The following is a 21,810-nucleotide window of genomic DNA, read 5'->3' as shown; positions in this document are numbered from 1 at the left end:
GGTTAAACCAAGTTTTCCGGGTTCAATCCCAAGAGCTCATCAACCACGAATCGGCCGTCCTTTCGGATCAGCACATCATCGAACCATACCTCGCCGCCGCCGAATTCCGGACGCTGGATCAGCACCAAATCCCAGTGAACGGCGGAACGATTTCCGTTATCGGCCGCCTCATACGCCTGCCCCGGGGTAAAATGCAGGCTTCCGGCAATTTTTTCATCGAACAGCGTATCCTTCATCGGATACAAAATGTGCGGATTGAAGCCCAGGCTGAATTCACCGATATACCGTGCTCCCTCGTCCGTATCGAGGAGCTCATTCAAACGCCTCGTGTCGTTGGCGGTAGCCTCGACAATTTTTCCGTTCTCGAAACGGAATCGAATATTTTCATAAGTGACGCCCGAATTGACCGAAGGAGTATTATAAGAAATCGTTCCGTTGACGGAATCGCGAATCGGAGCCGAATACACTTCACCGTCCGGAATGTTACGTCGTCCGCAGCATTTGACCGATCCGATGCCTTTGATAGAAAATGTCAGGTCTGTCCCCGGTCCGGTAATGCGAACCCGGTCCGTCCGGTTCATCAGCTGGTGCAGCGGCTCCATCGCCTCCGCCATTTTCGAATAATCGAGATTGCATACGTCAAAATAAAATTTCTCAAACTTATCCGTGCTCATGCTGGCGAGCTGGGCCATGGAAGCATTCGGGTATCGCAACACAACCCATCTCGTATGCTTCACCCGCTGATCGAGATGAACTCTTTTCCGATAAATCCGATCGTATAGCTTCATTCGATCCTCGGGAACGTCCGAGAGCTCGTTCACATTCTCGCCGGCCCGAAGAGCCACATAACAATCCATATCCTTCATTCGCTGTAAATCCATCTCCGCCCAGTGCTCGATCTGCTCTTCGGTAGCGGATTGAAGCAAGGCGCTCAGTACGGCCCGATCCTGTAAATCCACATAGGGGAAGCCGCCTCTCGCATGTACCTCTTCTATTAAGCATTTGACAATTTCCCGTTCCGACCCGATCATCTCGATAAGTACCTTCTCGCCAGGCTGAACATTTAGGGAATAGTTGACAATCCCTTTGGCTAACTGTTGCAATCTAGGATCACGCATTCGGCTTGCCATCTCCTTTGGAATCAATAGTTACATGGTTTGCATGACCGGGGAACCATTTGTTTTTGATGTAGTGCCCCAGCAGCAATAAAATAGCCAGCACAAGCAATAGGACGATCAGTCTCCCCTTGTTGTGCTGAAAATGCAGCAGATCATGTCCGATCATGGACTCCAGTAAAATCATCGGCGCTTTGCCAAGCAGCGTACCGATCATAAAATGACGAGTTCGAACCCTCATCACGGCTGAGCCCATATTGATGACGAAGGAGGGGACTACCGGTATCACACGGCTTAGCGTCATATAGAGAAGCCCATTTCGGGCAAGCCGTTCATTAAAGCTGCGAATGAAGGCGTACTTCCGCAGCCTCCTCGCTACCCATTCCCGGCCGAAATACCGAACAATGAGAAAGGCCGTGAAGGCCCCAATACATGAGAAGATATAGTTGACCAGAAAGCCGCCCCAAAAACCGAACAGCAGTACGTTCGCACCCGCCACAACAATAAACGGGATCAGCGGCAGCAAAGTCTGCGCGAACACGAGGAGCGCACCGACCGCATAGCCGATCCAGCCGAGCGAGCGCATGCCTTCCGTCAGGTGCTCCGCATTCCAATGTCCCAAGAGCCAAATCCTCCCTTCTGCATCCTAACTATTGTATCACAAAAAATCCCTCAAGGGCTGAGGGACGTTTGTGACAAGTTTTCATCAGGGAGCCGTTCCGATCGTGCCGCTTATGTGCTCTTTGTCATAGTCCTTAAAGTCATATTCCGCTCTCGCCGTTTCTGTCCGCTGCTTTCCATCCTGAAGGTAGGACAGCTCGCTCACCGTCGTTAACCGGCGCGGCAGCTTCGTCGTTCGGTCGACCCACAGCGTGTAGATCCCCTGCGCCTTGAGAGAGCCCAGCATATCCTTCAAGCTTGCCTCCGAACGGCTCAGCACCTGTCTTAGCTCCGCTTCGGCTTGACCCAGCTCGGCTCCCGCCACCCCCCTGCCACGAAGCTGCTCCAGTTGCCGTTCTAAGCTAAGCTGAGCAAATTGTGCTTGAAGGCTTGAAGCAACCAGGTTTGTCATGTCCTCCTCGGAGATTTCGATGCGAAGCACCTGCTCATTCGCCCGCTTTGGCTGCTCATGATCCAGCTTCACCGTTTTCTGAAGATTCGCCAGCTCCTCCAGCTTCGTTACCGGATTCCACTGCCGGTACGTTTCGCTAATGACTCCCATTGGTTCGCCTGCCGGGGCCCATTCATCACTGATGCGCCGAAAGGTCAGGACCGGCTGCTTCAATGCTGACGATTGGGCGGTCTTACCGGCATTCAGTCCTTCTCTTATATAAAGGCGGTCCTTCCCGACCACATAGCCTTCAAAGCTCCTGCCTGCCTGTACCGTGACGCCTTGCGACACCACCTGCGTCATCCCCTGAAACGCAAATTGGTCCTTCTCGTTCAAGGCCTGAATGGAACGCTGCAGCAGCTGCTCATAGGCAGCAGCGCTTTGTTCATTTTCCAACCCGCAGGCACTTAGCAGTAGCAGGGCGATGCCCACTGGAAAAAACCTCAGCCTGCAAATGATTGTCGACATAGGAACCTCCCTGTGACATTTTTTCTATCATTTCCCCCTTTCGGTCGATTATGCACTTGACATAGATCTCCTTTATCTTATAAAATTAGAAGTCGAGATAAACACGTCTTCAGAGCTTATTTGGAGCCGGTTTATGGCGGAAGCTTGTGTCACCCTCATTCGGTTTTATGACTGACAGGACCGCGGCTGGTTCTTCTTGTCAGGTGCTTGCCTTAGGGACAAGCTTTAAATAAAATCGGCGCAATCTTCGCCCGTATAGCATTACACAAATCATTTTCATGACAAAGGAGTCAACAATACATGTCCCGCTACACTGGTCCTAAGTTTAAATTGAGCCGTCGTCTGGGTATCTCCCTGAGCGGCACCGGCAAAGAATTGAAGCGTCCATTCCCTCCAGGTCAACACGGTCCCGGCCAACGCAAGAAGCTGTCCGGCTACGGCGTTCAATTGCAAGAAAAGCAAAAGCTTCGTCACATGTACGGTTTGAACGAGAAGCAATTCCGCAACCTGTTTGACAAAGCCACTAAGCTGCAAGGTATCGCCGGTGAGAACTTCATGTTCCTGCTGGAAAGCCGTCTGGACAACCTTGTATACCGTCTGGGTCTGTCGAACTCCCGTGCAGGTGCTCGTCAGCTCGTAGCTCACGGTCACGTAACTGTCAACGGCAAGAAGGTTGACATCGCTTCTTACCTGGTTCAAACCGGCGATGTTATCGGTCTTCGCGAAAGAAGCCGCAACTTGTCCGTAGTGAAGGAAGCTCTTGCTAACCGCAACTACCTTCCTGCTTACCTCGAGTTCAACGAAGGCGCACTGGAAGGCCGTTTCGTTCGCTTCCCTGAGCGTTCCGAGCTTGCTCAAGAGATCGACGAGAAGCAAATCGTCGAGTTCTACAGCCGTTAATATGGAGAGCCCTGGCATCCTGTGGATGCAGGGCTCTTTTTTGCGTCAGGATATAACGAAGGGCCGCTCCCGGGACAATTAAGCCCGAGAACAGCCCCCATGCTGTTTAAATAAACTTCAACATGTAGTAGTTACGCTTCCCGCGTCGAAGCACCAGGTAGCGCCCTTCGATCCGGTCATCCGAACCAATTCGCTTCTCCAAATCCGTCACCTTGTTGCCATTGATGGAAATCGCTCCGCTCTCGATGTCCTGGCGCGCTTGCCGCTTGGATGGAGCCGCCTTGACCTCCACCAGCAGATCAATGAGTCCCATCTCGGTGTTTTCTGCAATCTCCGTTGACGGCACGTCCTTGAACGCTTCCTCGATTTCACTTGCATTCAGCGAACCGACATTGCCGCTAAACAGCACTTCGGAAATTTTGATCGCGCTTTGTACCGCTTCCTTGCCGTGTACCAGCTCAGTCATTTCGCTAGCCAGCACGCGCTGTGCCTCCCGTTTCTCAGGGCTTTCCTTTACCTGAAGTTCCATCTGCTCAATCTCACCAGGGCTGAGGAACGTAAAGTATTTCAGAAACTTAATGACATCATTATCGTCGGTGTTGACCCAGAACTGGTAAAATTGGTACGGCGATGTTTTCGCCGGATCGAGCCATACGGCGCCACCTGCCGTCTTTCCGAACTTCGTGCCGTCACTCTTCGTAATGAGCGGCATGGTCATGCCGAATGCCTGGCGGCTTGTCGTTTTCCCGATCAGCTCAAGACCTGCGGTGATGTTTCCCCATTGATCGCTTCCGCCGATTTGTAACGAGCAGTTGTTGTCCTCATTTAGCTTAAAGAAGTCATAAGCCTGCAAAATCATGTAGCTGAACTCGGTGAACGAAATCCCCTTCTCCAGACGGGAATCAACGGAATCCTTCGCCAGCATGTAGTTTACAGTGAAGTTTTTACCGATATCGCGTAAAAAGCCGATTACGTCCAAATTGCCCAGCCAGTCAAAGTTATTGACCATTTGAGCGGCATTGCCCTCCGCCTCAAAGCTCAAGAAGCGAGATAACTGCTGTCTCAGTCTCTCCGTCCATTCCGCTACGATATCACTAGAGTTAAGCGACCTTTCGGTAGACCGTCCGCTCGGGTCCCCGATCAAGCCGGTGCCTCCGCCCACAAGCGCAATCGGGATATGTCCGGCCAGCTGAAAGCGGCGCAGCGTCAGAATCGGCAGCAAATGCCCCAGGTGCAGGCTGTCCGCCGTCGGGTCGAAGCCCGCATAAAGCGCGATCGGTCCTTCATTCATTTTTTTCTCCAGACCTTCTCTGTCTGTCATTTGGTGGATCAATCCACGAAATTCCAAATCCTGCAGTAAACTCATTGGCTTCTCTCTCCTTTACAAAATAAAAAAAGCCTTCAATCCCAAAGGGACGAGAAGGCTTTGAACTCGCGGTACCACCCTAATTAAAGTCCAGTTCACGAAGCGTGTAACATAAGGACTTTCACTTGAACGGATAAGGGCCGTGAACCCGAAAGAGACTACTGCACGCTAAGCGTGGTTCCCCTCTTCTGCTCCGGACGGTAATTCGGCATAAGGGCTGCCACCGGTTCACACCAGCCACCGGCTCTCTGCTTGACTTGCACCTTACCCTACTCATGTCCATCAACGCATTCCATATATTAACGTTATTTATACCACAACGTCGAAACGGTTGTCAAACCCGAAGTTCCTAGTTCCTATAGTGTATTGCATAAGCGGCCTCAAGAGTTCATCATCCGGTTATCGGCCGGCGGGTCATAAGAACGTTTGTGTCCATCCATGCGTCACTGTGGTATAATGGGAAAGAATGCTTTTTTTACTTATCGGAGGGACTTGTATTCTATGGAGACAGAAAAGAAGCGAACTGATTATAAAAAAATATTTCTGAGAATCGGTAAATACTGCTGGATCACCTTCAAAGTGCTGTTCGTCATCGGTCTGCTTGGCGGCTTTCTCGCCGGCGGCGCAGGCTTTGGGTATATCACCGCGCTGGTAAAAGACGATCCCGTTCGAAGCAAGGAAATGATGATGGAACAGATGCAGGATAACGCCCTGACCGGTTTCGTTTATTTCCGTGACGATGAGGTCGTCGGTCAGCTTCGTTCGGAAGAGGACCGCCGCCTCGCCGAAATCAACGATATTCCGCAGGTGGTGCTTGATGCGGTATTCGCCATTGAAGACAATGAGTTCTACAATCATATCGGCATCGATTTCAAGGGGCTGGCGCGGGCGGTCGTTCAGAAGCTGCTGAATCAGGATGTGCAAACCGGCGGAAGTACGATTACACAGCAGCTGGCACGCCGTGTCTTCCTGACGCTGGACCGGGATGACAGCCGCAAGGCCAAGGAAATCTTCCTGTCCCTACGGCTGGAGCGCCTTATGTCCAAGGAGGAAATTTTGCTTGCCTACTTGAACAAAATTCCTTACGGCAACGGGGCAGCCGGGTACGGGCTGTATGGCATCAAGGCTGCGGCCAAGGGAGTCTTTAACATTGAAGACCTGAAAGAAATCAATGTGGCTCAAGCGGCTTATTTGGCCGGACTTCCCCAGCAGCCAAGCAATTACTCTACGTTCACGAGCCGCGGACAATTTGACGGCGCTGCCTTCAAGCGTGCCGTACAGCGCCAGCAGCTTGTTCTGAAGCGGATGCTGGAGGAAAACAAGATCACGGAGCAGCAGTATCAGGAGGCGCTCGCCTTCGACCTGAAGAGCTCGCTTGCCGAGCCGCAGAAGAAGGCTTACACTACCTACCCTTACCTCATGATCGAGGTGGAGAAGGAAGCGGCCAAGGCTCTGCTCCAGGTACAGGAGCCGAAGCTGGATCCGCAGAAAAATCCCGACGCCTATAATGAAGCGCTGAAAAATATGCAAAGCCAGCTGTCCCGCGGCGGCTACCATGTTTATACCACGATCGACAAGCAGATTTACGAGGCGCTGCGCGCTATTGCCGACGAGCCGAAAAACTTTTCTCCGGACGATCCGACGAAAGGCATAGAGCAGATCGGAGCGGTCATGATGGAAAGCAAGACGGGCGCCATTCTGGCTATGATTGAGGGCCGCGACTTTACCAAAGGACAGCTGAACCATGCCACTCAAGCATTCAGGCAGCCCGGGTCTACGATGAAGCCGGTCGCCGCGTACATACCTGCTATGGAAAAGGGCTTGATTCAGCCCGCATCCGTCATCGATGACGTTCCGCTTATTTTGAAGGACGGAACAAAAGCCGGCTACCATATTCCCGAGAACTGGGATGACGGCTATCACGGCTTGATTACGGCGAGGAGAGCATTAAATCAATCGTATAATATTCCTGCCATCAAACTGTTTGTGGAGGACGTGGGCATTCAGCCGGCTTGGGAATTCGCCAAAAAAATGGGCATCCAGTCCATTACGAAGGACGACTATGTCGCACAGACGGGGGTAATCGGCGGCTTGAAGTACGGCGTGTCCGTTCGCGAGCTGACGAATGCCTATGCAACGATGGGGAACAAAGGCGTTTACAATGAAGCCTTTATGATCCGCAAGATCACCGATTCGCACGGCAAGGTCATTTTCCAGCACGATCTGAAGCCAAGCGTGGCGTTCTCGGAGGAAACCGCCTACTTGATCACGGATATGATGCGCACCGTTGTTACCTCCGGAACGGCGACGGACCTGATGAAGAAATTTAAGTACTATGGAAAGATGCCGATCGTCGGAAAAACGGGCTCTACTCAGGATGACGCAGACGCTTGGTTCATGGGATATACGCCGGATATCACACTCGGCGTATGGGCAGGTTATGACCTTCCCATTCATAAGCTGAGCAAGCGGACGGACGGAACGAACCGGGCGAAGAACATTTGGGCTATGGCAATGAATAGTGCAATAGATTTGAAGCCCGAGTTGTTTCCTACGAAGAAGTTCGAGCGTCCGGAGGCGATAGTAGAAGCTACCGTATCCAGCGTATCCGGCAAGCTTCCAAGCGAAATCACAACGAAGTCCAATAAGCTGACCACAGATTTGTTCAATAAAAAATATTTGCCTACGGAAGAAGACAACGCCATGGTCCAGCAGGCTATTATTCCGTTTAACGGGATCAATTATATCGCCCAGCCTGGCACGCCGGCCGATTTCGTTAAAGAAAAGCTGGTCATCAAACGTCCGAAATCCGTAAGTTCCCTGTTGAAGGAGCTGTCACAAATCATCGATAGGCTGCCGGCCGATCGGAAGCGACCTCTCGACTTTTATAAGCCGACGGATTATGACGATGACGCCCCTTCTGAGGTTGATCCGCGAACGGATGACGGGAAGGTGCCGAATGCTCCGACGACTGTAGTGGCAACCCATGCTGAGAACACAAGCATCATTACATTCCAAGCCAGCAATAGCCCGGATACGGTAGGTTACCGTTTATATCGATCGGTTGGCAAAGGTAATTTTGAGCGGATGGCTGGCAAGGTTATCCATGCAGGTAACGAAACCAAATTTACCGATGCAGGGGCGCCCGGTACTCAAATATTCGGTTATTATGTAACTGCAGTAGACGTGGCCGGCAAAGAATCGGCACCGAGCAAGGTCGCTTTCACCGACGGTACCTCAGTGGACCTGTTCTTCATGAACCCAGCAGACGGGAATCCTTCGAAGCTTCCTGACAACGGTTCGGCCACGGACCCAGGAAAGCCGAATCCTAGCGGTGGAACGGCGGCAGCACCGAAAGAAGCCCCTTCCACACCGTCCGGGCTTTCCATCAAGTCTAGCGGCGCCGGCATTGAGCTCAAATGGAAAGAAGCTTCGGACAAAGAACAAGTAAAGCAGTACGTCATTTATTTCAGTCAGAAAGAGAATGGCCCCTACACCAAAATCGGTACCGTAAATAATGCATCGGAGTTTAAATATTATGCTGCTGAGTACGAAGGATTTTATCGGATCGCCGCTGTGAATGGCGCGGGTGAATCCAAGCCGAGCACTCCGGTTCGATATAAGTAAGAGGAATCAAAAGGCTGATTCGTTCTAAGTGATATCACTTAGCGAATCAGCCTTTTCGATTAATCCTCTATGGTTGACAGATCGCCTGTCGGCAGATTAAGCTCCCACGCTTTAAGTACACGGCGCATGATTTTCCCGCTTCGTGTCTTCGGCAACTTATCCTTAAATTCAATTTCCCGCGGAGCTGCGTGAGCCGATAGTCCTTCCTTCACGAACTTCGCAATATCCGCCTTAAGCTCATCGGATGGCGCAAAGCCTTCACGCAGCGCGATAAACGCCTTGATGATTTCGCCCCGCATAGGATCAGGCTTCCCGATAACGCCTGCCTCAGCTACGGCCGGATGCTCTACCAGCTTGCTTTCTACTTCGAAAGGACCTACCCTCTCTCCGGCTGTATTGATGACGTCATCAATACGGCCCTGGAACCAGAAGTATCCGTCAGCGTCCATATACGCAGAATCACCGGAGATGTACCAGCCCGGGATCCGGAAGTATTCTTCATACTTTGCAGGATTTTTCCAAATCTTGCGCATCATCGAAGGCCAAGGCGTCTTCACGGCCAAGTTGCCCATGCGATATGGAGGAAGCACATTGCCGGCATCGTCAATGATCGCTGCATCCACCCCAGGGATCGGTTTACCCATCGAGCCAGGCCGAATCGCCATAGCGGGATAATTACAGATCAGCTGACCGCCGGTCTCCGTCATCCACCAGGTATCATGAATTCGCTGCCCATACACCTTAAGTCCCCAGCGGACAACCTCAGGGTTCAGAGGCTCTCCGACGCTGAGCACATGACGCAGGCTGGAGAGGTCAAATTGTTTGACTGCCTCGTCCCCTGCTCCCATCAGCATTCGGAATGCCGTAGGTGCGCTGTACCACACTGTAATGCTATATTTCTCAATGGTCCGGTACCAGTCCTGAGGACTGAAGCGGCCGCCGCGAATGACATTCGTAGCCCCGTTCAGCCACGGAGCGAAGATCCCGTAGGAGGTACCCGTTACCCAGCCTGGGTCGGCCGTACACCAGTACACATCGTCAGCCTGCAAATCCAGTACGACTCGCCCTGTATAGTAATGCTGCAGCATCGCGTTATGAACATGGAAGACCCCTTTGGGTTTCCCTGTCGAACCCGAGGTATAATGAATCAGCATCCCGTCTTCACGGTCCACCCACTCGATAGCGAGTTCTTCCGATGCCTCTGCCATCTCTTTATGGAAATCAACCTGACCGGCTTGCAGCTCGATATCCTGACCTACCAGGATGATGTGCTTCAGATTCGGCAGCTCGCTTGCCGGTACGCGCGACAATAAGGCAGGTGTCGTTACGATCGCTACCGCTTCGCTGTCCTCCAGACGGTCTTTCACCGCCGTTTCCATGAAAGCTTCAAACAAAGGACCGACTACCGCACCGATCTTAATCGCTCCCAGCAGAGCGAAGTAGAGCTCCGGTGTTCTCGGCATGAAGATGAACACCCGGTCCCCTTTCTCGATGCCCAGCTTACGAAGCACGTTCCCGAAACGATTCGAGCTGCGCTTCATCTGCTCATATGTATATTTCTCATCCCGGCGATCGTCACTATAATAGAGCGCGATCTTGTCCCGCAAAGCCCCTTCGGCATGGCGATCTATAGCCTCATAGGCCATGTTCACATTCCCTGTCTGAGACCAGGTGAACGTTTTTTCGATCTGCTCCCAGCTGAAATGGGCACGCTCTTCTTCATAATTTTTCATGTTGGGTGAGGCTGCAACAGGTGCAATGCTTTCTACGTTTGCGTGATCCATCCTAGTTCTCCTCCGAATCGTAAAAATTTAACAATTTAAACGCTTACAAGTACAGTCCAATGAATGGTAAATAGAAAACCCTCATCATTATATCATAACCCTTCCGTTACGACTATTTTTTTGTTATTGTTATGATATTAACTTTTCAATAGGGAGACTTCATGCCATACATGGAACATAAGAAACTGTATCACTCCCTTTCTATTCCGCATGAGGGATCCGATATCATCGTGGAAGGTCCGGTGCCTCCGGAGCAGCTTCGAGCGTACGCGATGCATCCGGATCTTGATGCGTTTCGAAGGCCAAGGGAGCAATTCGAGGCTTTGATTGAAATTGCGGAGCTTCCGGAAGGCCGCATTATTTTGGCGCGTAAAGAGCGGGAGATTATCGGGTATGTCACTTTCCATTATGCGGATGAGCTGGAGCGCTGGTCGGAAGGACAAATGGAGGATTTACTTGAGCTCGGCGCCATTGAGGTGGCGGATGCGTACCGAGGCTTGGGTCTTGGGAAAAAGATGATACGTCTGGCATTTGAAAAAGAACAGCTGGAGAATATGATCGTATTTACGACGGAGTATTACTGGCATTGGGACTTGGAGAAAAGCGGATTATCCGTCTGGCAATACAGAGATATGATGGAAAAGCTGATGAAGTGCGTAGACATGGTCTGGTTCGCTACCGATGACCCGGAAATATGCTCGCATCCGGCGAATTGCCTTATGGTGCGGATCGGCAAGCACGTCCCGCTGTCCTCTGTCGAGAAGTTCGATCGCGTACGATTTCGTCAGCGCTTCATGTATTGATGGGGGCGAAAAAGCAATGATGCCGAAAGCACTTTTTATATACGATGAGAATGAAACAGCGTACCGCTTTAACGATAACCATCCGTTTAATCAAAAAAGGCTAATGCTCACGGTTGATCTTCTAAGAACCGTTGGAGCACTGCATTCCGGCCAGCTCCTCGAGCCGGTCAAAGCCAGCGAGGATCAGCTCCGGCTGATTCATAATCCCGAGTATATCGAGGCCGTCAAAAGCCTAAGTCACCCCTCGCCGGATGCCCAATGGGTAGCAATGGCCGGCCGGTATGGGTTGGATACAGAAGACACACCGTTCTTCCCTCACATGCATGAGGTGACATCCATGGTCGTAGGCGGCTCGATTCTCGCAGTGGATTCTGTTGTCCAAGGGAAGGCGCAGCATGCCCTGCATCTCGGGGGCGGCCTTCACCATGCGCTTCCCAACAAGGGAGCCGGATTTTGCGTATATAACGATGCCTCTGTAGCTATAGAGCACGCGAAGCAAGCTTACGGCGCCCGAGTGCTTTATATCGATACCGACGTTCATCACGGGGACGGCGTGCAATGGAGCTTTTATACCGATCCGGACGTATGTACCTTCTCCATTCATGAAACGGGCAAGTACTTGTTTCCCGGTACGGGGGCTGTGAATGAACGCGGTGAAGGTAGCGGCTTCGGCACCTCCATCAATGTTCCGTTGGAACCGTATACAGAAGATGAATCGTGGCTGGAATGCTTTGAAGAGGTGCTGATAAGAGCGGCCAAGCAGTTTCAGCCGGACCTGATCGTTTCCCAGCACGGGTGCGATGCTCATGCTTATGATCCGCTCGCTCATATCCACTGCAGCATGACCGTGTACCGTGAGATGCCTAGGATCATTCACCGGCTCGCTCATGAGATTTGCGGCGGTCGTTGGGTCGCGCTGGGCGGAGGCGGCTATGACATTTGGCGAGTCGTTCCCCGGGCATGGAGCTTGTTATGGCTGGAGATGACCGATCATCCGCTCCTGCAGCTGCTGGAGCAACAGCCGGAGCTTCCCCTCCCCCAAGAATGGGTCAATGCATGGCAAGCCCAAAGTGAAGAGGAATTGCCCGTAACATGGCTTGATCCTACGCATCAATGGACGCCCATGCCTCGCCGTGACGAGATCACGATGAAGAATCGACAAAATAAAGAGCTTGCCTGTCTATATTTGCCGTGAAAAGGACCCGCTGCACTCTTCGTGCCAGCGGGTCTTTTCATGTCCCCCTCTGTCTCAGGGCTCGGTACAATACGTATCCCAACAAAGCGCCAACACCATAGGCAAACATCCCCAGCCAAACCGGTCCAAGCAATTTACCTCCTAACGTGAAGCTGCTGGAGTAAATGATGCCCACTGTGCCAAAATAAGCACCCAGTACAAACGGCAGCGTGGCTGTCGAGGGCAGCTGCCCCTTGGCGTCACGGTAAGCGTCCCAGATCGCAAACATATAGACACAAGGGTAGAACATTAACCACTCATAGTTTGTTCTGTCCACGGCCTGAGCGATCTGCCCCTGAAAGCTAAGCATTATCACCTCATTCAAGCCCGAATAGACATTAATAATAAATTCCAAAGCGATGAAAAGCAAGCCTTTCAAATATTTTCCGTTCAGCAGCTGCCCGAAACCGGGAAGGGCGATGCTCCATAACACCTTGTCTGAGATCGTTTTGCTCACATAGATTCACATCATTTCTGGTTGACTAAGCATTTCGGACGTTCCGGTAATGTGGCAATTTCGTTAGTGAGCTTGCGTCTTTTTGTATCACTGCAATGTTATTAGGATGCAAGTTATTTACAGAAATATTCCTTATCTTAACGTTATTTTACAAAAAAAATGACCCGCGATACTGGATCCACGGGTCATTTCATTTCTTATTAAAATTGGGTTTTGGCTTCAATAAATGCCTTCAAATCGCTGATCGGCATCCGTGTTTGCTCCATAGTATCGCGATCTCGCACCGTGACCTGGCCATCGGTTTCGGATTCGAAATCATATGTGATACAGAACGGAGTACCGATCTCATCATGACGGCGGTAACGTTTGCCGATAGAGCCGGATTCGTCGTAATCAACAAGGAAGTTTTGAGCCAAATCCTGGAATACCTTCTGCGCTCCCTCGGAGAGCTTCTTGGACAGCGGGAAGATTGCTGCCTTATAAGGAGCCAGTGCCGGGTGCAAATGCAAGACTGTCCGGCTATCGTCGCCTTCCAGCTGCTGCTCCTCATAGGCATCGATAAGGAACGCCAACGTCACGCGGTCTGCACCAAGGGAAGGCTCGATACAGTAAGGAATGTATCGCTCATTTGTTTCCTGGTCGATATAGTTAAAATCTTCTCCGGAATGCTCCATATGCTGCTTGAGGTCATAATCCGTACGATCGGCAATGCCCCACAGCTCGCCCCATCCGAACGGGAAGCGATATTCGATATCCGTCGTTGCATTACTGTAATGAGACAGCTCGTCATCCGAGTGATCGCGAAGACGGATGCTGCCCTCCTTCATATTCAGCGCAAGCAGCCAGTCGCGGCAAAATCCGCGCCAAAACTCGAACCACTTCAGATCCTCTCCCGGCTTGCAGAAAAATTCAAGCTCCATCTGCTCGAATTCGCGCGTACGGAACGTAAAGTTACCCGGAGTAATTTCGTTACGGAAGCTTTTACCGATTTGGCCGATACCGAAAGGAAGCTTCTTACGCATAGTGCGCTGTACATTCTTGAAGTTTACAAAGATTCCCTGTGCCGTTTCCGGTCGCAAATACACCGTATTCGCCGACGACTCAGTCACACCCTGAAACGTCTTAAACATCAGATTGAATTGGCGAATTTCCGTGTAATCGAAAGCTCCGCAATCCGGACAAACGATATGATGCTCACGAATCAGATCCATCATCTGATCGAAGCTCAGTCCGTCGACGACCATCTCGATGCCTTTGTCCGACAACGCGTTTTCAATGATCTTATCCGCACGGTGTCGCGACTTACATTGCTTGCAGTCAATCATCGGATCGTTGAAGTTTCCAACGTGACCTGATGCTACCCAAGCTTGGGGATTCATCAGAATGGCTGCGTCCAACCCGACATTGTATGGAGATTGCTGAATAAATTTTTTCCACCAGGCACGCTTGATGTTATTTTTTAATTCCACACCGAGAGGGCCGTAATCCCACGTATTGGCTAAACCGCCGTAAATTTCGGAGCCCGGAAAAATAAAGCCCCGGTGCTTCGCTAATGCCACAACCTGTTCCATCGTTACTGCTGTCATCTTGTCTGTTCTCTCCTTCAACTGATATGTACTACAGCTGTTTCAGCATTTGTTCTACGATCCGGTAGGAATTCTCCGACGCTTGCACCGTGAATTCCGCGAAATTAACATGAGCCGAGCCATCCGCCTTGTCGGACATGGAACGAATGATGACGAACGGAGTTCCGTTCATGGAGCACACCTGGGCAACAGCCGCTCCCTCCATCTCCGTGCAGGTCCCTTGCAGCTCCGAATACAGCTTACCGACCGTCTCACGGCTGGCAATAAATTGATCTCCGGACAGCACCCGGCCTTCCTTGACCCGGTCCCCGAACAGCTCCTTGCTCACCTGTAATGCCAGCTTCCGCAGCTGCTCGTCCGCTACGAAGGTCGAGGTTTCCTCGTAAGGGATCGTCCCTCTAGGAAAGCCTAACGCCGTTACGTCCATATCATGCTGCAAGCATTCGTTGGATACAACAATATCTCCTACGTTAAGACCGGGATCCACTGCGCCGGCCACACCAGTGAACACAACGGCATCCACACCGAAGGTATCGACCAAAACCTGCGTAGTCACCGCAGCATTCACTTTGCCGACTCCAGACTTGCAAAGCACGATCGATTTCCCCAAAAACGTTCCTTCAAAGAAGGTAACCTTCGCTCTCGTCGTCTCCTTAACATCTTGCATGTGCTGATGAAACAGCTCGATTTCCTCTTTCATCGCACCGATAACCCCAATTTTGTGAAAAGCCAACGTGGCACCTCCTCAGTAGTCCCCTATGAAAAGAAAGTGGCTCATATCAACGATGAGCCACCGAGTTTCTATGAATGACCTCATGCGGTAACGTTACCTGCGTAAGTTCGGAAGCATCCTTCGTCTCCTTGTTCATGAGCTTCGTAAGAAGACGCATCGCTACGGCGCCGATATCATACATCGGCTGTGCTACCGTCGTCAGCTGCGGACGTACCATGGACGCCATACGGATATTATCTACGCTGATAATGGAGATATCCTCAGGCACGTTTACGCCGTTGTCCTGAAGCGTATGAATCGCGCCAATCGCCATCTCGTCGTTGGCCGCGAAAATCGCCGTAGGACGGTCACTCAGCTCCAAGAAGTACTTGGTTGCATCCATACCGGACTCGTAGCGGTAGTTGCCGATCCGGATATATTCGTCACGGATAGCAAGCCCTGCATTCTCCATGGCTTTCCGGTAGCCCTGATAACGGGAATAGCCGTTAGCCGGATCCTGCAGCGTACCCGAGATCATGGCAATCTTCTCGTGTCCGTTCTGGATCAACAAGGAAACCGCGTCGTAAGCCGCTTTCTCATGGTCAATATCCACCGAAGGAATGGAGCGCTTCTCGTCCGCTGTCGCACACAGAACAACCGGCACCGACGAGGTTTTGAACGCCTGAAGATGCTCGTCCGTAATCGCGCCGCCCATAAAGAGAAGACCGTCCACCTGCTTCTCCAGAAGCGTATTGATCACGCGGATCTCCTTATCCTTCTTCTTATCCGCATTACACAAAATAATATTGTAATGGTACATGTTAGCAATGTCTTCGATGCCGCGGGCGACCTCGGAGAAAATCGAATTCGAAATATCCGGAATAACAACGCCTACGGTTGTCGTCTTCTTACTTGCCAGCCCGCGAGCAACCGCATTCGGACGATAGCCAAGCCGTTCAATCGCTTCAAACACCTTTTTTCGTGTTTGCGGCTTCACGTTTGGATTGTTATTGACAACGCGTGATACGGTTGCCATGGAAACGCCTGCTTCTCTGGCTACATCATAAATGGTTACAGTCACGGTCATTCTCTCCAATGTAAAAAAATATAATGCGATCATGTCATTTAGCCTTATCATACGACAAAAAAACAGCTAAATCAATGAATATGGCCTTTATTATAAGTTATAGTATCAAATTATGGCAAAAAAGCCAACTGCAAAGCAGCGGCTTTCAGAAATCCTGCATCGTTAACGAGTGCTTGGTAATTTGGGACAGCCGTTTGCGGATGTCTTCCATCCATGGTTCATCGTTCAGCGATTGAGCAAGCAAGAGCAGATCCAACAGCTCGTTAATCCGTTCTTGAATGATGGACTCCACTGGATCGGCCGCTCTCTTTTTCTCCGTTACCTTGAGCATTAATAAGGCGATTTCGCTTACCTCTCCAAATTGAAGCTGCTTCTTCTCCGGCTTACTTCCGAGTGTTCCGATTAGCGCTGTCAGCTCCGGCTTCACCTCTGAAAAAACCTCACTCCGGTTGCACGAATCACAAGAGAACACAGGGACATTGTCGATTTCTACTTTGTTTTGATAGATTACAGTTCGAAGGCGAATGCTCATCTCGCTGCCGCATCTGCACTGCTTCTGCAACAATACCACTCCTTTGGGCGGGAAACAAAACCTTGACTGTGTAGAAATTCGATCTTTTGCTTCATTCTCCTGCTGCCCCGAGCCTAGCAATGTTTGCCACCGCTACAGCCTTCGAAATAAGCGGTTCACCGGCGGAATGGAGACAAACAGCATCGCAAGCGCCGCCCCGATTACATCATTGCGGATGTCCATCCAATCCGGCGTCCTTCCGGGGACGAAGCTTTGATGAAACTCATCAGTCAAGCCGTAAAGGAAGCATAACAACACGGCAAGCGCCTTGCTGAGAAAGGGACGTTGATTGTGCTCCAATGCATAGAGGAAGGTTAGCGATAAGATAAAGTAGGATACAAAATGTCCCCAATCAAAGCCCTCCATAAACGGCAGCCATTTTCGTATGCCATCCAGCCATCCGCCTAAGTCGTTTCCTGTTTTCGAGGAAAAATAATAAATAACCGCCATCCAAATCACGGCCGGAAGCCAGCGATATGCTTTTCGCATTGCTCTTGCTCCTTACTAATCGTATTTTTAGAATGTTCCTCCTTATATTCCCATGAACGCGGCCTTGTTGCAATCGTCAGATTCGCATCGGAGACGTTTGCCGTAGTATAATGGACAACGAATCGAACTCTATGGAGGAGGCTATGAACTTGAGACTTCAAGGAAAAAAGGTGCTCTGCATCGTCGATGAGGAATTCGAGGATCTGGAGCTTTGGTATCCGGTTTACCGCGCCATGGAGGAGGGTGCAGTCGTCCATATGGCCGGTGCGGAGAAGGGCAAATCCTACACGGGCAAATACGGCGTACCCGCCAAAGCGGAATATTCCTTCGATGAGATTGACAGCTCGCAGTATGACGGATTGCTCGTTCCTGGAGGCTGGGCCCCTGATAAGCTGCGCCGATACGGCAAGGTAATTCAGGTAGTCCAGGAAATGAACGCCGCCGGCAAGCCGATCGGACAAATCTGCCATGCCGGCTGGGTGCTGATCTCGGCCAAAATTTTGCAAGGACGCAAGGTCACCTCGACACCGGGCATTCGCGACGACATGGAGAATGCAGGAGCCGAGTGGTTGGACGAGGCTGTCGTTGTTGACGGAAACCTCATTTCCGCTCGCCGTCCGCCGGACCTTCCTCCGTATGGCAAGGCGTTCTGCGACGCGTTAGCCGGCGAGTAAACGTGCATTGATAAAATATCCATAAGGAAGAACCCGGCCCAGAGGCCGGGTTCTTTCGTTACTTTGAGCAGCTGCACATTTCTGCAATTGATCAAATTTTCTTTCCGCAGCTTCCATACCCAGCTCAGCAGCATCCGCTCGCTGCAGGGGGGCCGCTCACTTCATCCACCATCTCGGTCTGCACATACTTTTTCAGCACGTCCATGACCGCGGTGCTTGTGGGACAAACCGCCAGCTCGCTCCAAATCTTGGCGCTGTCGCTGCCGCGACTCTGGATCAGACTGTTCTTAACCTTAAGAATCGATTGCACCGACATGCTCAGCTCCGTCACCCCGAGCGCCAGCCAGATCGGGAGTGCCCGAATATCCCCGGCCAGCTCCCCGCAAACACTCACATGGATGCCATGACGCTTGGCACTCTCCAAGGTAAATTGCAGCATGCGCAAAACGGCGGGATGGAACGGATCGTACAGGTGCGCTACCGTTTCATTCATCCGGTCTACCGCCAATATATACTGTACCAGATCGTTCGTACCGATACTGAAGAAATCAACCTCTCGGGCCAGCAGATCGGAGATCATAACTGCAGCAGGCAATTCAATCATTATGCCCACCTCAATGTCCCGACAATAAGGAATTTGAGACGCGTCCAGCTCCCGCTTGACCTCGTCCAGAATTTCGTTGGCTCTTCGCAGCTCATCCAGCGAGGAGATCATCGGGTACATAATATGGATGTTTCCGTAGCTGCTAGCCCTAAGAATGGCCCGCAGCTGCGTTTTGAACAGATCCGTACGGTCAAGCGAAATCCGGATGGCCCGGTAGCCTAGGGAAGGATTCTCCTCCTCCGGCAGCGACAAGTAATCGAGATTCTTATCTCCGCCGATATCCAGCGTACGAATCACGATGCGTCTGCCCGCCAGCCGCTCCGCTACTTCACGGTATACGTTAAACTGCTCCTCTTCCTCAGGGAAGGTATGGCGGTCCATGTACAGAAACTCCGTACGGAACAGACCTACGCCGGAGGCGCCGTTCTGAACGGCCCGTTCCGCCTCTCTGACGGAGCTGATATTCGCCGCCAGCTGCATGGAGAAGCCGTCCTCGGTTTGTGTCGGCACACAAACCAGCTTCTGCAGCTGCGCCCGAACCTCCAGCCACTCTTCCTTGCGTTTATTATACTCCTCAATGAGCTCTTCCGTCGGATTCACGTAAACGACGCCTTCGTCTCCGTCGATAATCAGAAAATCACCCGATTGAATTTGCTCCTCCAGCTTCCCCTCGAGGCCAAGCACATAGGGAACCCCCATGGCGCGTGCCATGATGGCCACATGGGACGTCTTGCCTCCAAGCATGGTGACCATGCCCAGCGCGTTCTGCGTGTCCAAATGGACCATCTGAGAAGGCTGCAGCTCCTTCGCTACAAGGATGTAGGGCTGATCCTTCGGCGGCAGCGTCTCTTCCAGAGCGCCCAGCAGGTGCTTCAGCAGCCGGTTGCCCACATCCTTAATATCGAGCGCCCGCTCCTTCATGTACTGATCGTCCAGCAGATCGAACATGCCGACGAACTTCTCGATCGCTTCCTTGACCGCAACCTCCGCCGCCTTGTACTGCCGCTGCATAATCCCTTGAACCTCGCTCATGAAGACGGGATCCTCCAGAATCGCCAGATGCGCATCGAAAATTTGCGTTTGCTCTTCTCCCAGCACTCCGACAAACTCCTGCTTAATCTGTTCGATCTCATCCTTGGAATGACGGATACCGTCATACAGCCTCTCGAATTCAAAGGCAAGGTCTGCAACGTCAATCAATTTCTCGGGAAAATCCCACTCCCAGGTTGGAATAACGAAAGCTCTTCCCATCGCAATTCCTGATGATGCTCCGATCCCCTCAACCAAAAGCTTTCCCTCCCCCAGTGACGGCACTCTTTAGGACAACCGACATCACCGATGCCTGCCCTTTCTTGACTGCTTTATACGGCGCAAAGCTCATGGACTTGACCAAATCCCCATTCGTGATCAGCATGGGCGTTGCGAGTGAAGTACAATTTTTCTTAACCTTTTGGAGATTAAACTGGACGAGCAGCTGGCCCGGCTCCACCTGATCTCCTTCTTTTACATGCGCGGTAAAATATTTCCCTTGCAGCTGAGCGGTGTCGATGCCGATGTGCAGCAGCACCTGCAGCCCTTCCGCCGTTTCGATGCCAATGGCATGCAAGGTAGGATAAATATGAATGATCTTCCCTGCTACCGGAGAGACAAGCTCTCCCTTCTCGGGCATGAAAGCAACGCCGTTTCCGACCAGCTTGCTTGCAAAGATTTTGTCCGGCACTTCCTCCAAAGGAATCATCCGGCCTTGCATCGGTGCGTGGAAGAGCACCTGCTGAATGTCCTTCCGAAACAGCTTCATAATTTCCTCGCGAATCAGCTCCGAATACGTGCCGAATACGACCTGGACGTTCCCACCGCCGAGACGAATGACTCCTGCGGCTCCAAGATGCTTCAGCGCCGTAATGTCGAGCTGCTTATCATTGACCAAGGTCAACCGCAGCCGGGTAATGCAGGCTTCCATCTGCTTGATGTTTTCCTTGCCTCCAAGCGCCTCGAGGATCAGTGGAGAACGGTAAGGAATATCACCGGCCCACTCCTCCAGGGGAGAGCCCTCCTCGCGGCCCGGGGTCGGAATTTGAAACCGCCGGATCGAGAAGCGGAACAAGAAATAGTAGCAAAGTCCGTATACCACACCGATCGGGATCAACAGCCAGCCGTTCGTCGACAAATGAAAATTAATAATAAAGTCGATGGCTCCCGCCGAATAGGAAAACCCATGATGAATATCCAGCGCATAAGCGAGCCACATGGCAAGACCCGATAAGACGGCATGCCCGATGAATAAATACGGCGCCACGAATAGAAACGCAAATTCAATGGGCTCCGTAACCCCCGTCAGGAAGCAGCTGATCGCCGCGGTAAGGAAGGTTGCCTTAATCTTGGGTTTCAAGTCCTCACGGGCTTCCTGAATGATCGCCAGGGCAATCGCAGGCAGCGCGAACATCATAATCGGATACAACCCGGCCATATAGATGCCTGCCGAAGGGTCTCCGGCAAAGTAACGAGGAAGATCCCCGTAAACAGGATTCTCCTGGGTATCATAGGCTCCCAGCTGAAACCAAAAAAAGTTATTAAACACATGATGCAAGCCGGAAGGCACAAGGAGTCTGTGAATCAGCCCATATAAAAACGTACCGAAGCCGCCAAGTCCCAGGATGGCGTTGGATAACGCTTGCATTCCGAGCTCCAGCAGCGGCCCGACATATATCATGAACAGGCTTAAGACAAATATGGCAAACCCCATAACGATTGGAACAAGCCTGGGTCCACCAAAAAGCTGAATGTACTCCGGCAGACTTACATCCTTGCATTTATGATAGGCGATAGCCGCAAGCAATCCGATCAGGATGCCGCCCGGTACTCCTAAATCAAAGGTATTGCCGAGAAAATGCTGAAGGACATAAGTGAACATGAAATGTCCGATCAGGGCGGACATCCCTGCAATACCGGCACTTTCCGTCAAGCCGAGGGCTACGCCAACGGCAAAAATCAACGGCAGATAGGCAAATATCGTCGTACCTGAAAACAAAAAAATGTCGCCGACTTGCGACAGGCCCAGCTCCGCCCACGGCAGGTTCCCAAGGCGCAGCAAAATGGCCGCCACCGGCAGGGTGATGGTCGGCAGCATTAACGACCGTCCCAGCTGCTGTAAATTCCCCATCCAGTTCAAATGTGGCGCTCCTCCCTTCTATAGTCGATGGTAAAGCTTGTCGCGCCTTTTGT

The 21,810-nt window shown here is 51.6% G+C and carries 18 protein-coding genes and 1 other annotated feature; of the genes, 5 read left to right on the top strand and 13 right to left on the bottom strand.

All coding sequences use genetic code 11. The annotated features are described in order from the left end of the window. Positions 1–2: 2 nt before the first annotated feature. The 3 genes from QMO62_RS04380 to QMO62_RS04370 all read right to left on the bottom strand — a co-directional run bounded on the left by QMO62_RS04380 (position 3) and on the right by QMO62_RS04370 (position 2,694). Positions 3–1,118, bottom strand: a complete 1,116-nt coding sequence (locus QMO62_RS04380; protein ID WP_284638894.1) for an aminopeptidase — start codon at positions 1,116–1,118, stop codon at positions 3–5. Next, positions 1,111–1,737: a TVP38/TMEM64 family protein gene (locus tag QMO62_RS04375; RefSeq protein ID WP_284638893.1), complete on the bottom strand. Its 627-nt coding sequence runs from the start codon at positions 1,735–1,737 to the stop codon at positions 1,111–1,113. The genes QMO62_RS04380 and QMO62_RS04375 overlap by 8 nt, the downstream gene beginning before the upstream one ends. An 84-nt stretch (positions 1,738–1,821) precedes the next feature. Further along, complete coding sequence (locus QMO62_RS04370) at positions 1,822–2,694, bottom strand: hypothetical protein (protein ID WP_284638892.1); 873 nt, start codon at positions 2,692–2,694, stop codon at positions 1,822–1,824. Positions 2,695–2,994: 300 nt separating this feature from the next. On the opposite strand from QMO62_RS04370, the gene rpsD reads away from it, so the two are divergent. Continuing rightward, the gene (rpsD, locus tag QMO62_RS04365) at positions 2,995–3,594 is read left to right on the top strand and encodes a 30S ribosomal protein S4 (RefSeq protein ID WP_284638891.1); all 600 of its coding nucleotides are present in this window, start codon (positions 2,995–2,997) and stop codon (positions 3,592–3,594) included. A 106-nt stretch (positions 3,595–3,700) separates the two neighbouring features. Here the strand turns inward: rpsD and tyrS are convergent, their stop codons facing one another. Then, positions 3,701–4,960 (bottom strand): tyrosine--tRNA ligase, encoded by a 1,260-nt coding sequence (gene tyrS / locus QMO62_RS04360; RefSeq protein WP_284638890.1) that lies wholly within the window; start codon positions 4,958–4,960, stop codon positions 3,701–3,703. Positions 4,961–5,002: 42 nt separating this feature from the next. Next, positions 5,003–5,255, bottom strand: a binding site (T-box leader). A 206-nt stretch (positions 5,256–5,461) separates the two neighbouring features. Between tyrS and QMO62_RS04355 the strand changes: the two genes are divergently transcribed. Continuing rightward, positions 5,462–8,587, top strand: a complete 3,126-nt coding sequence (locus QMO62_RS04355; protein ID WP_284638889.1) for a transglycosylase domain-containing protein — start codon at positions 5,462–5,464, stop codon at positions 8,585–8,587. Positions 8,588–8,646: 59 nt separating this feature from the next. Here the strand turns inward: QMO62_RS04355 and acsA are convergent, their stop codons facing one another. Next, positions 8,647–10,371 (bottom strand): acetate--CoA ligase, encoded by a 1,725-nt coding sequence (acsA, locus tag QMO62_RS04350; protein ID WP_284638888.1) that lies wholly within the window; start codon positions 10,369–10,371, stop codon positions 8,647–8,649. Positions 10,372–10,541: 170 nt separating this feature from the next. Between acsA and QMO62_RS04345 the strand changes: the two genes are divergently transcribed. Both QMO62_RS04345 and QMO62_RS04340 read left to right on the top strand, forming a co-directional pair. Further along, complete coding sequence (locus QMO62_RS04345; RefSeq protein WP_284638887.1) at positions 10,542–11,174, top strand: GNAT family N-acetyltransferase; 633 nt, start codon at positions 10,542–10,544, stop codon at positions 11,172–11,174. 16 nt (positions 11,175–11,190) lie between these two features. Next, positions 11,191–12,369 carry an acetoin utilization protein AcuC gene (locus tag QMO62_RS04340; protein ID WP_284638886.1) on the top strand — a complete coding sequence of 393 codons (1,179 nt, stop codon included), beginning with the start codon at positions 11,191–11,193 and terminating at the stop codon, positions 12,367–12,369. Between the two features lie 37 nt (positions 12,370–12,406). On the opposite strand, the gene QMO62_RS04335 is transcribed toward QMO62_RS04340, so the two are convergent. The 6 genes from QMO62_RS04335 to QMO62_RS04310 form a co-directional block, all read right to left on the bottom strand. Continuing rightward, entirely contained in the window at positions 12,407–12,865 is a 459-nt protein-coding gene (locus QMO62_RS04335) for a hypothetical protein (RefSeq protein WP_284638885.1), read from the bottom strand. A gap of 200 nt (positions 12,866–13,065) precedes the next feature. Then, on the bottom strand, positions 13,066–14,451 hold the full coding sequence (locus tag QMO62_RS04330; protein WP_284638884.1) for a glycine--tRNA ligase: 1,386 nt from the start codon (positions 14,449–14,451) through the stop codon (positions 13,066–13,068). A gap of 31 nt (positions 14,452–14,482) precedes the next feature. After that, positions 14,483–15,184, bottom strand: coding sequence for a 5'-methylthioadenosine/adenosylhomocysteine nucleosidase (locus QMO62_RS04325; RefSeq protein ID WP_284638883.1), 702 nt, complete (start codon positions 15,182–15,184; stop codon positions 14,483–14,485). A gap of 46 nt (positions 15,185–15,230) precedes the next feature. Next, positions 15,231–16,244: a catabolite control protein A gene (gene ccpA, locus QMO62_RS04320; protein ID WP_284638882.1), complete on the bottom strand. Its 1,014-nt coding sequence runs from the start codon at positions 16,242–16,244 to the stop codon at positions 15,231–15,233. Positions 16,245–16,395: 151 nt separating this feature from the next. Continuing rightward, a complete protein-coding gene (locus QMO62_RS04315; protein WP_284638881.1) occupies positions 16,396–16,812 on the bottom strand; it encodes a hypothetical protein in 417 nt (138 codons plus the stop codon). A 102-nt stretch (positions 16,813–16,914) separates the two neighbouring features. Further along, positions 16,915–17,310, bottom strand: coding sequence for a VanZ family protein (locus QMO62_RS04310; protein WP_284638880.1), 396 nt, complete (start codon positions 17,308–17,310; stop codon positions 16,915–16,917). A 149-nt stretch (positions 17,311–17,459) separates the two neighbouring features. Between QMO62_RS04310 and QMO62_RS04305 the strand changes: the two genes are divergently transcribed. Further along, positions 17,460–17,984 carry a type 1 glutamine amidotransferase domain-containing protein gene (locus QMO62_RS04305; RefSeq protein WP_284638879.1) on the top strand — a complete coding sequence of 175 codons (525 nt, stop codon included), beginning with the start codon at positions 17,460–17,462 and terminating at the stop codon, positions 17,982–17,984. Between the two features lie 124 nt (positions 17,985–18,108). Here the strand turns inward: QMO62_RS04305 and ptsP are convergent, their stop codons facing one another. Both ptsP and QMO62_RS04295 read right to left on the bottom strand, forming a co-directional pair. Continuing rightward, a complete protein-coding gene (ptsP, locus tag QMO62_RS04300; protein WP_284638878.1) occupies positions 18,109–19,875 on the bottom strand; it encodes a phosphoenolpyruvate--protein phosphotransferase in 1,767 nt (588 codons plus the stop codon). Next, entirely contained in the window at positions 19,868–21,757 is a 1,890-nt protein-coding gene (locus QMO62_RS04295; protein ID WP_284638877.1) for a glucose PTS transporter subunit IIA, read from the bottom strand. The genes ptsP and QMO62_RS04295 overlap by 8 nt, the downstream gene beginning before the upstream one ends. Between the last annotated feature and the right edge of the window lie 53 nt (positions 21,758–21,810).

This window comes from Paenibacillus silviterrae (assembly GCF_030167925.1).
Lineage (GTDB): Bacteria > Bacillota > Bacilli > Paenibacillales > NBRC-103111 > Paenibacillus_G > Paenibacillus_G silviterrae.
Note: the sequence above shows the minus strand (reverse complement) of the source record. Positions and strands in the feature narration are given on the sequence as shown.

What these genes read in the sequence shown, in the direction of transcription:
- QMO62_RS04380 (WP_284638894.1), bottom strand. Translation starts at nt 1,118, where the DNA reads ATGCGTGATCCTAGATTGCAACAGTTAGCCAAAGGGATTGTCAACTAT.
- QMO62_RS04370 (WP_284638892.1), bottom strand. Translation starts at nt 2,694, where the DNA reads ATGTCGACAATCATTTGCAGGCTGAGGTTTTTTCCAGTGGGCATCGCC.
- rpsD (WP_284638891.1), top strand. Translation starts at nt 2,995, where the DNA reads ATGTCCCGCTACACTGGTCCTAAGTTTAAATTGAGCCGTCGTCTGGGT.
- tyrS (WP_284638890.1), bottom strand. Translation starts at nt 4,960, where the DNA reads ATGAGTTTACTGCAGGATTTGGAATTTCGTGGATTGATCCACCAAATG.
- QMO62_RS04355 (WP_284638889.1), top strand. Translation starts at nt 5,462, where the DNA reads ATGGAGACAGAAAAGAAGCGAACTGATTATAAAAAAATATTTCTGAGA.
- acsA (WP_284638888.1), bottom strand. Translation starts at nt 10,371, where the DNA reads ATGGATCACGCAAACGTAGAAAGCATTGCACCTGTTGCAGCCTCACCC.
- QMO62_RS04345 (WP_284638887.1), top strand. Translation starts at nt 10,542, where the DNA reads ATGGAACATAAGAAACTGTATCACTCCCTTTCTATTCCGCATGAGGGA.
- QMO62_RS04340 (WP_284638886.1), top strand. Translation starts at nt 11,191, where the DNA reads ATGATGCCGAAAGCACTTTTTATATACGATGAGAATGAAACAGCGTAC.
- QMO62_RS04330 (WP_284638884.1), bottom strand. Translation starts at nt 14,451, where the DNA reads ATGACAGCAGTAACGATGGAACAGGTTGTGGCATTAGCGAAGCACCGG.
- QMO62_RS04310 (WP_284638880.1), bottom strand. Translation starts at nt 17,310, where the DNA reads ATGCGAAAAGCATATCGCTGGCTTCCGGCCGTGATTTGGATGGCGGTT.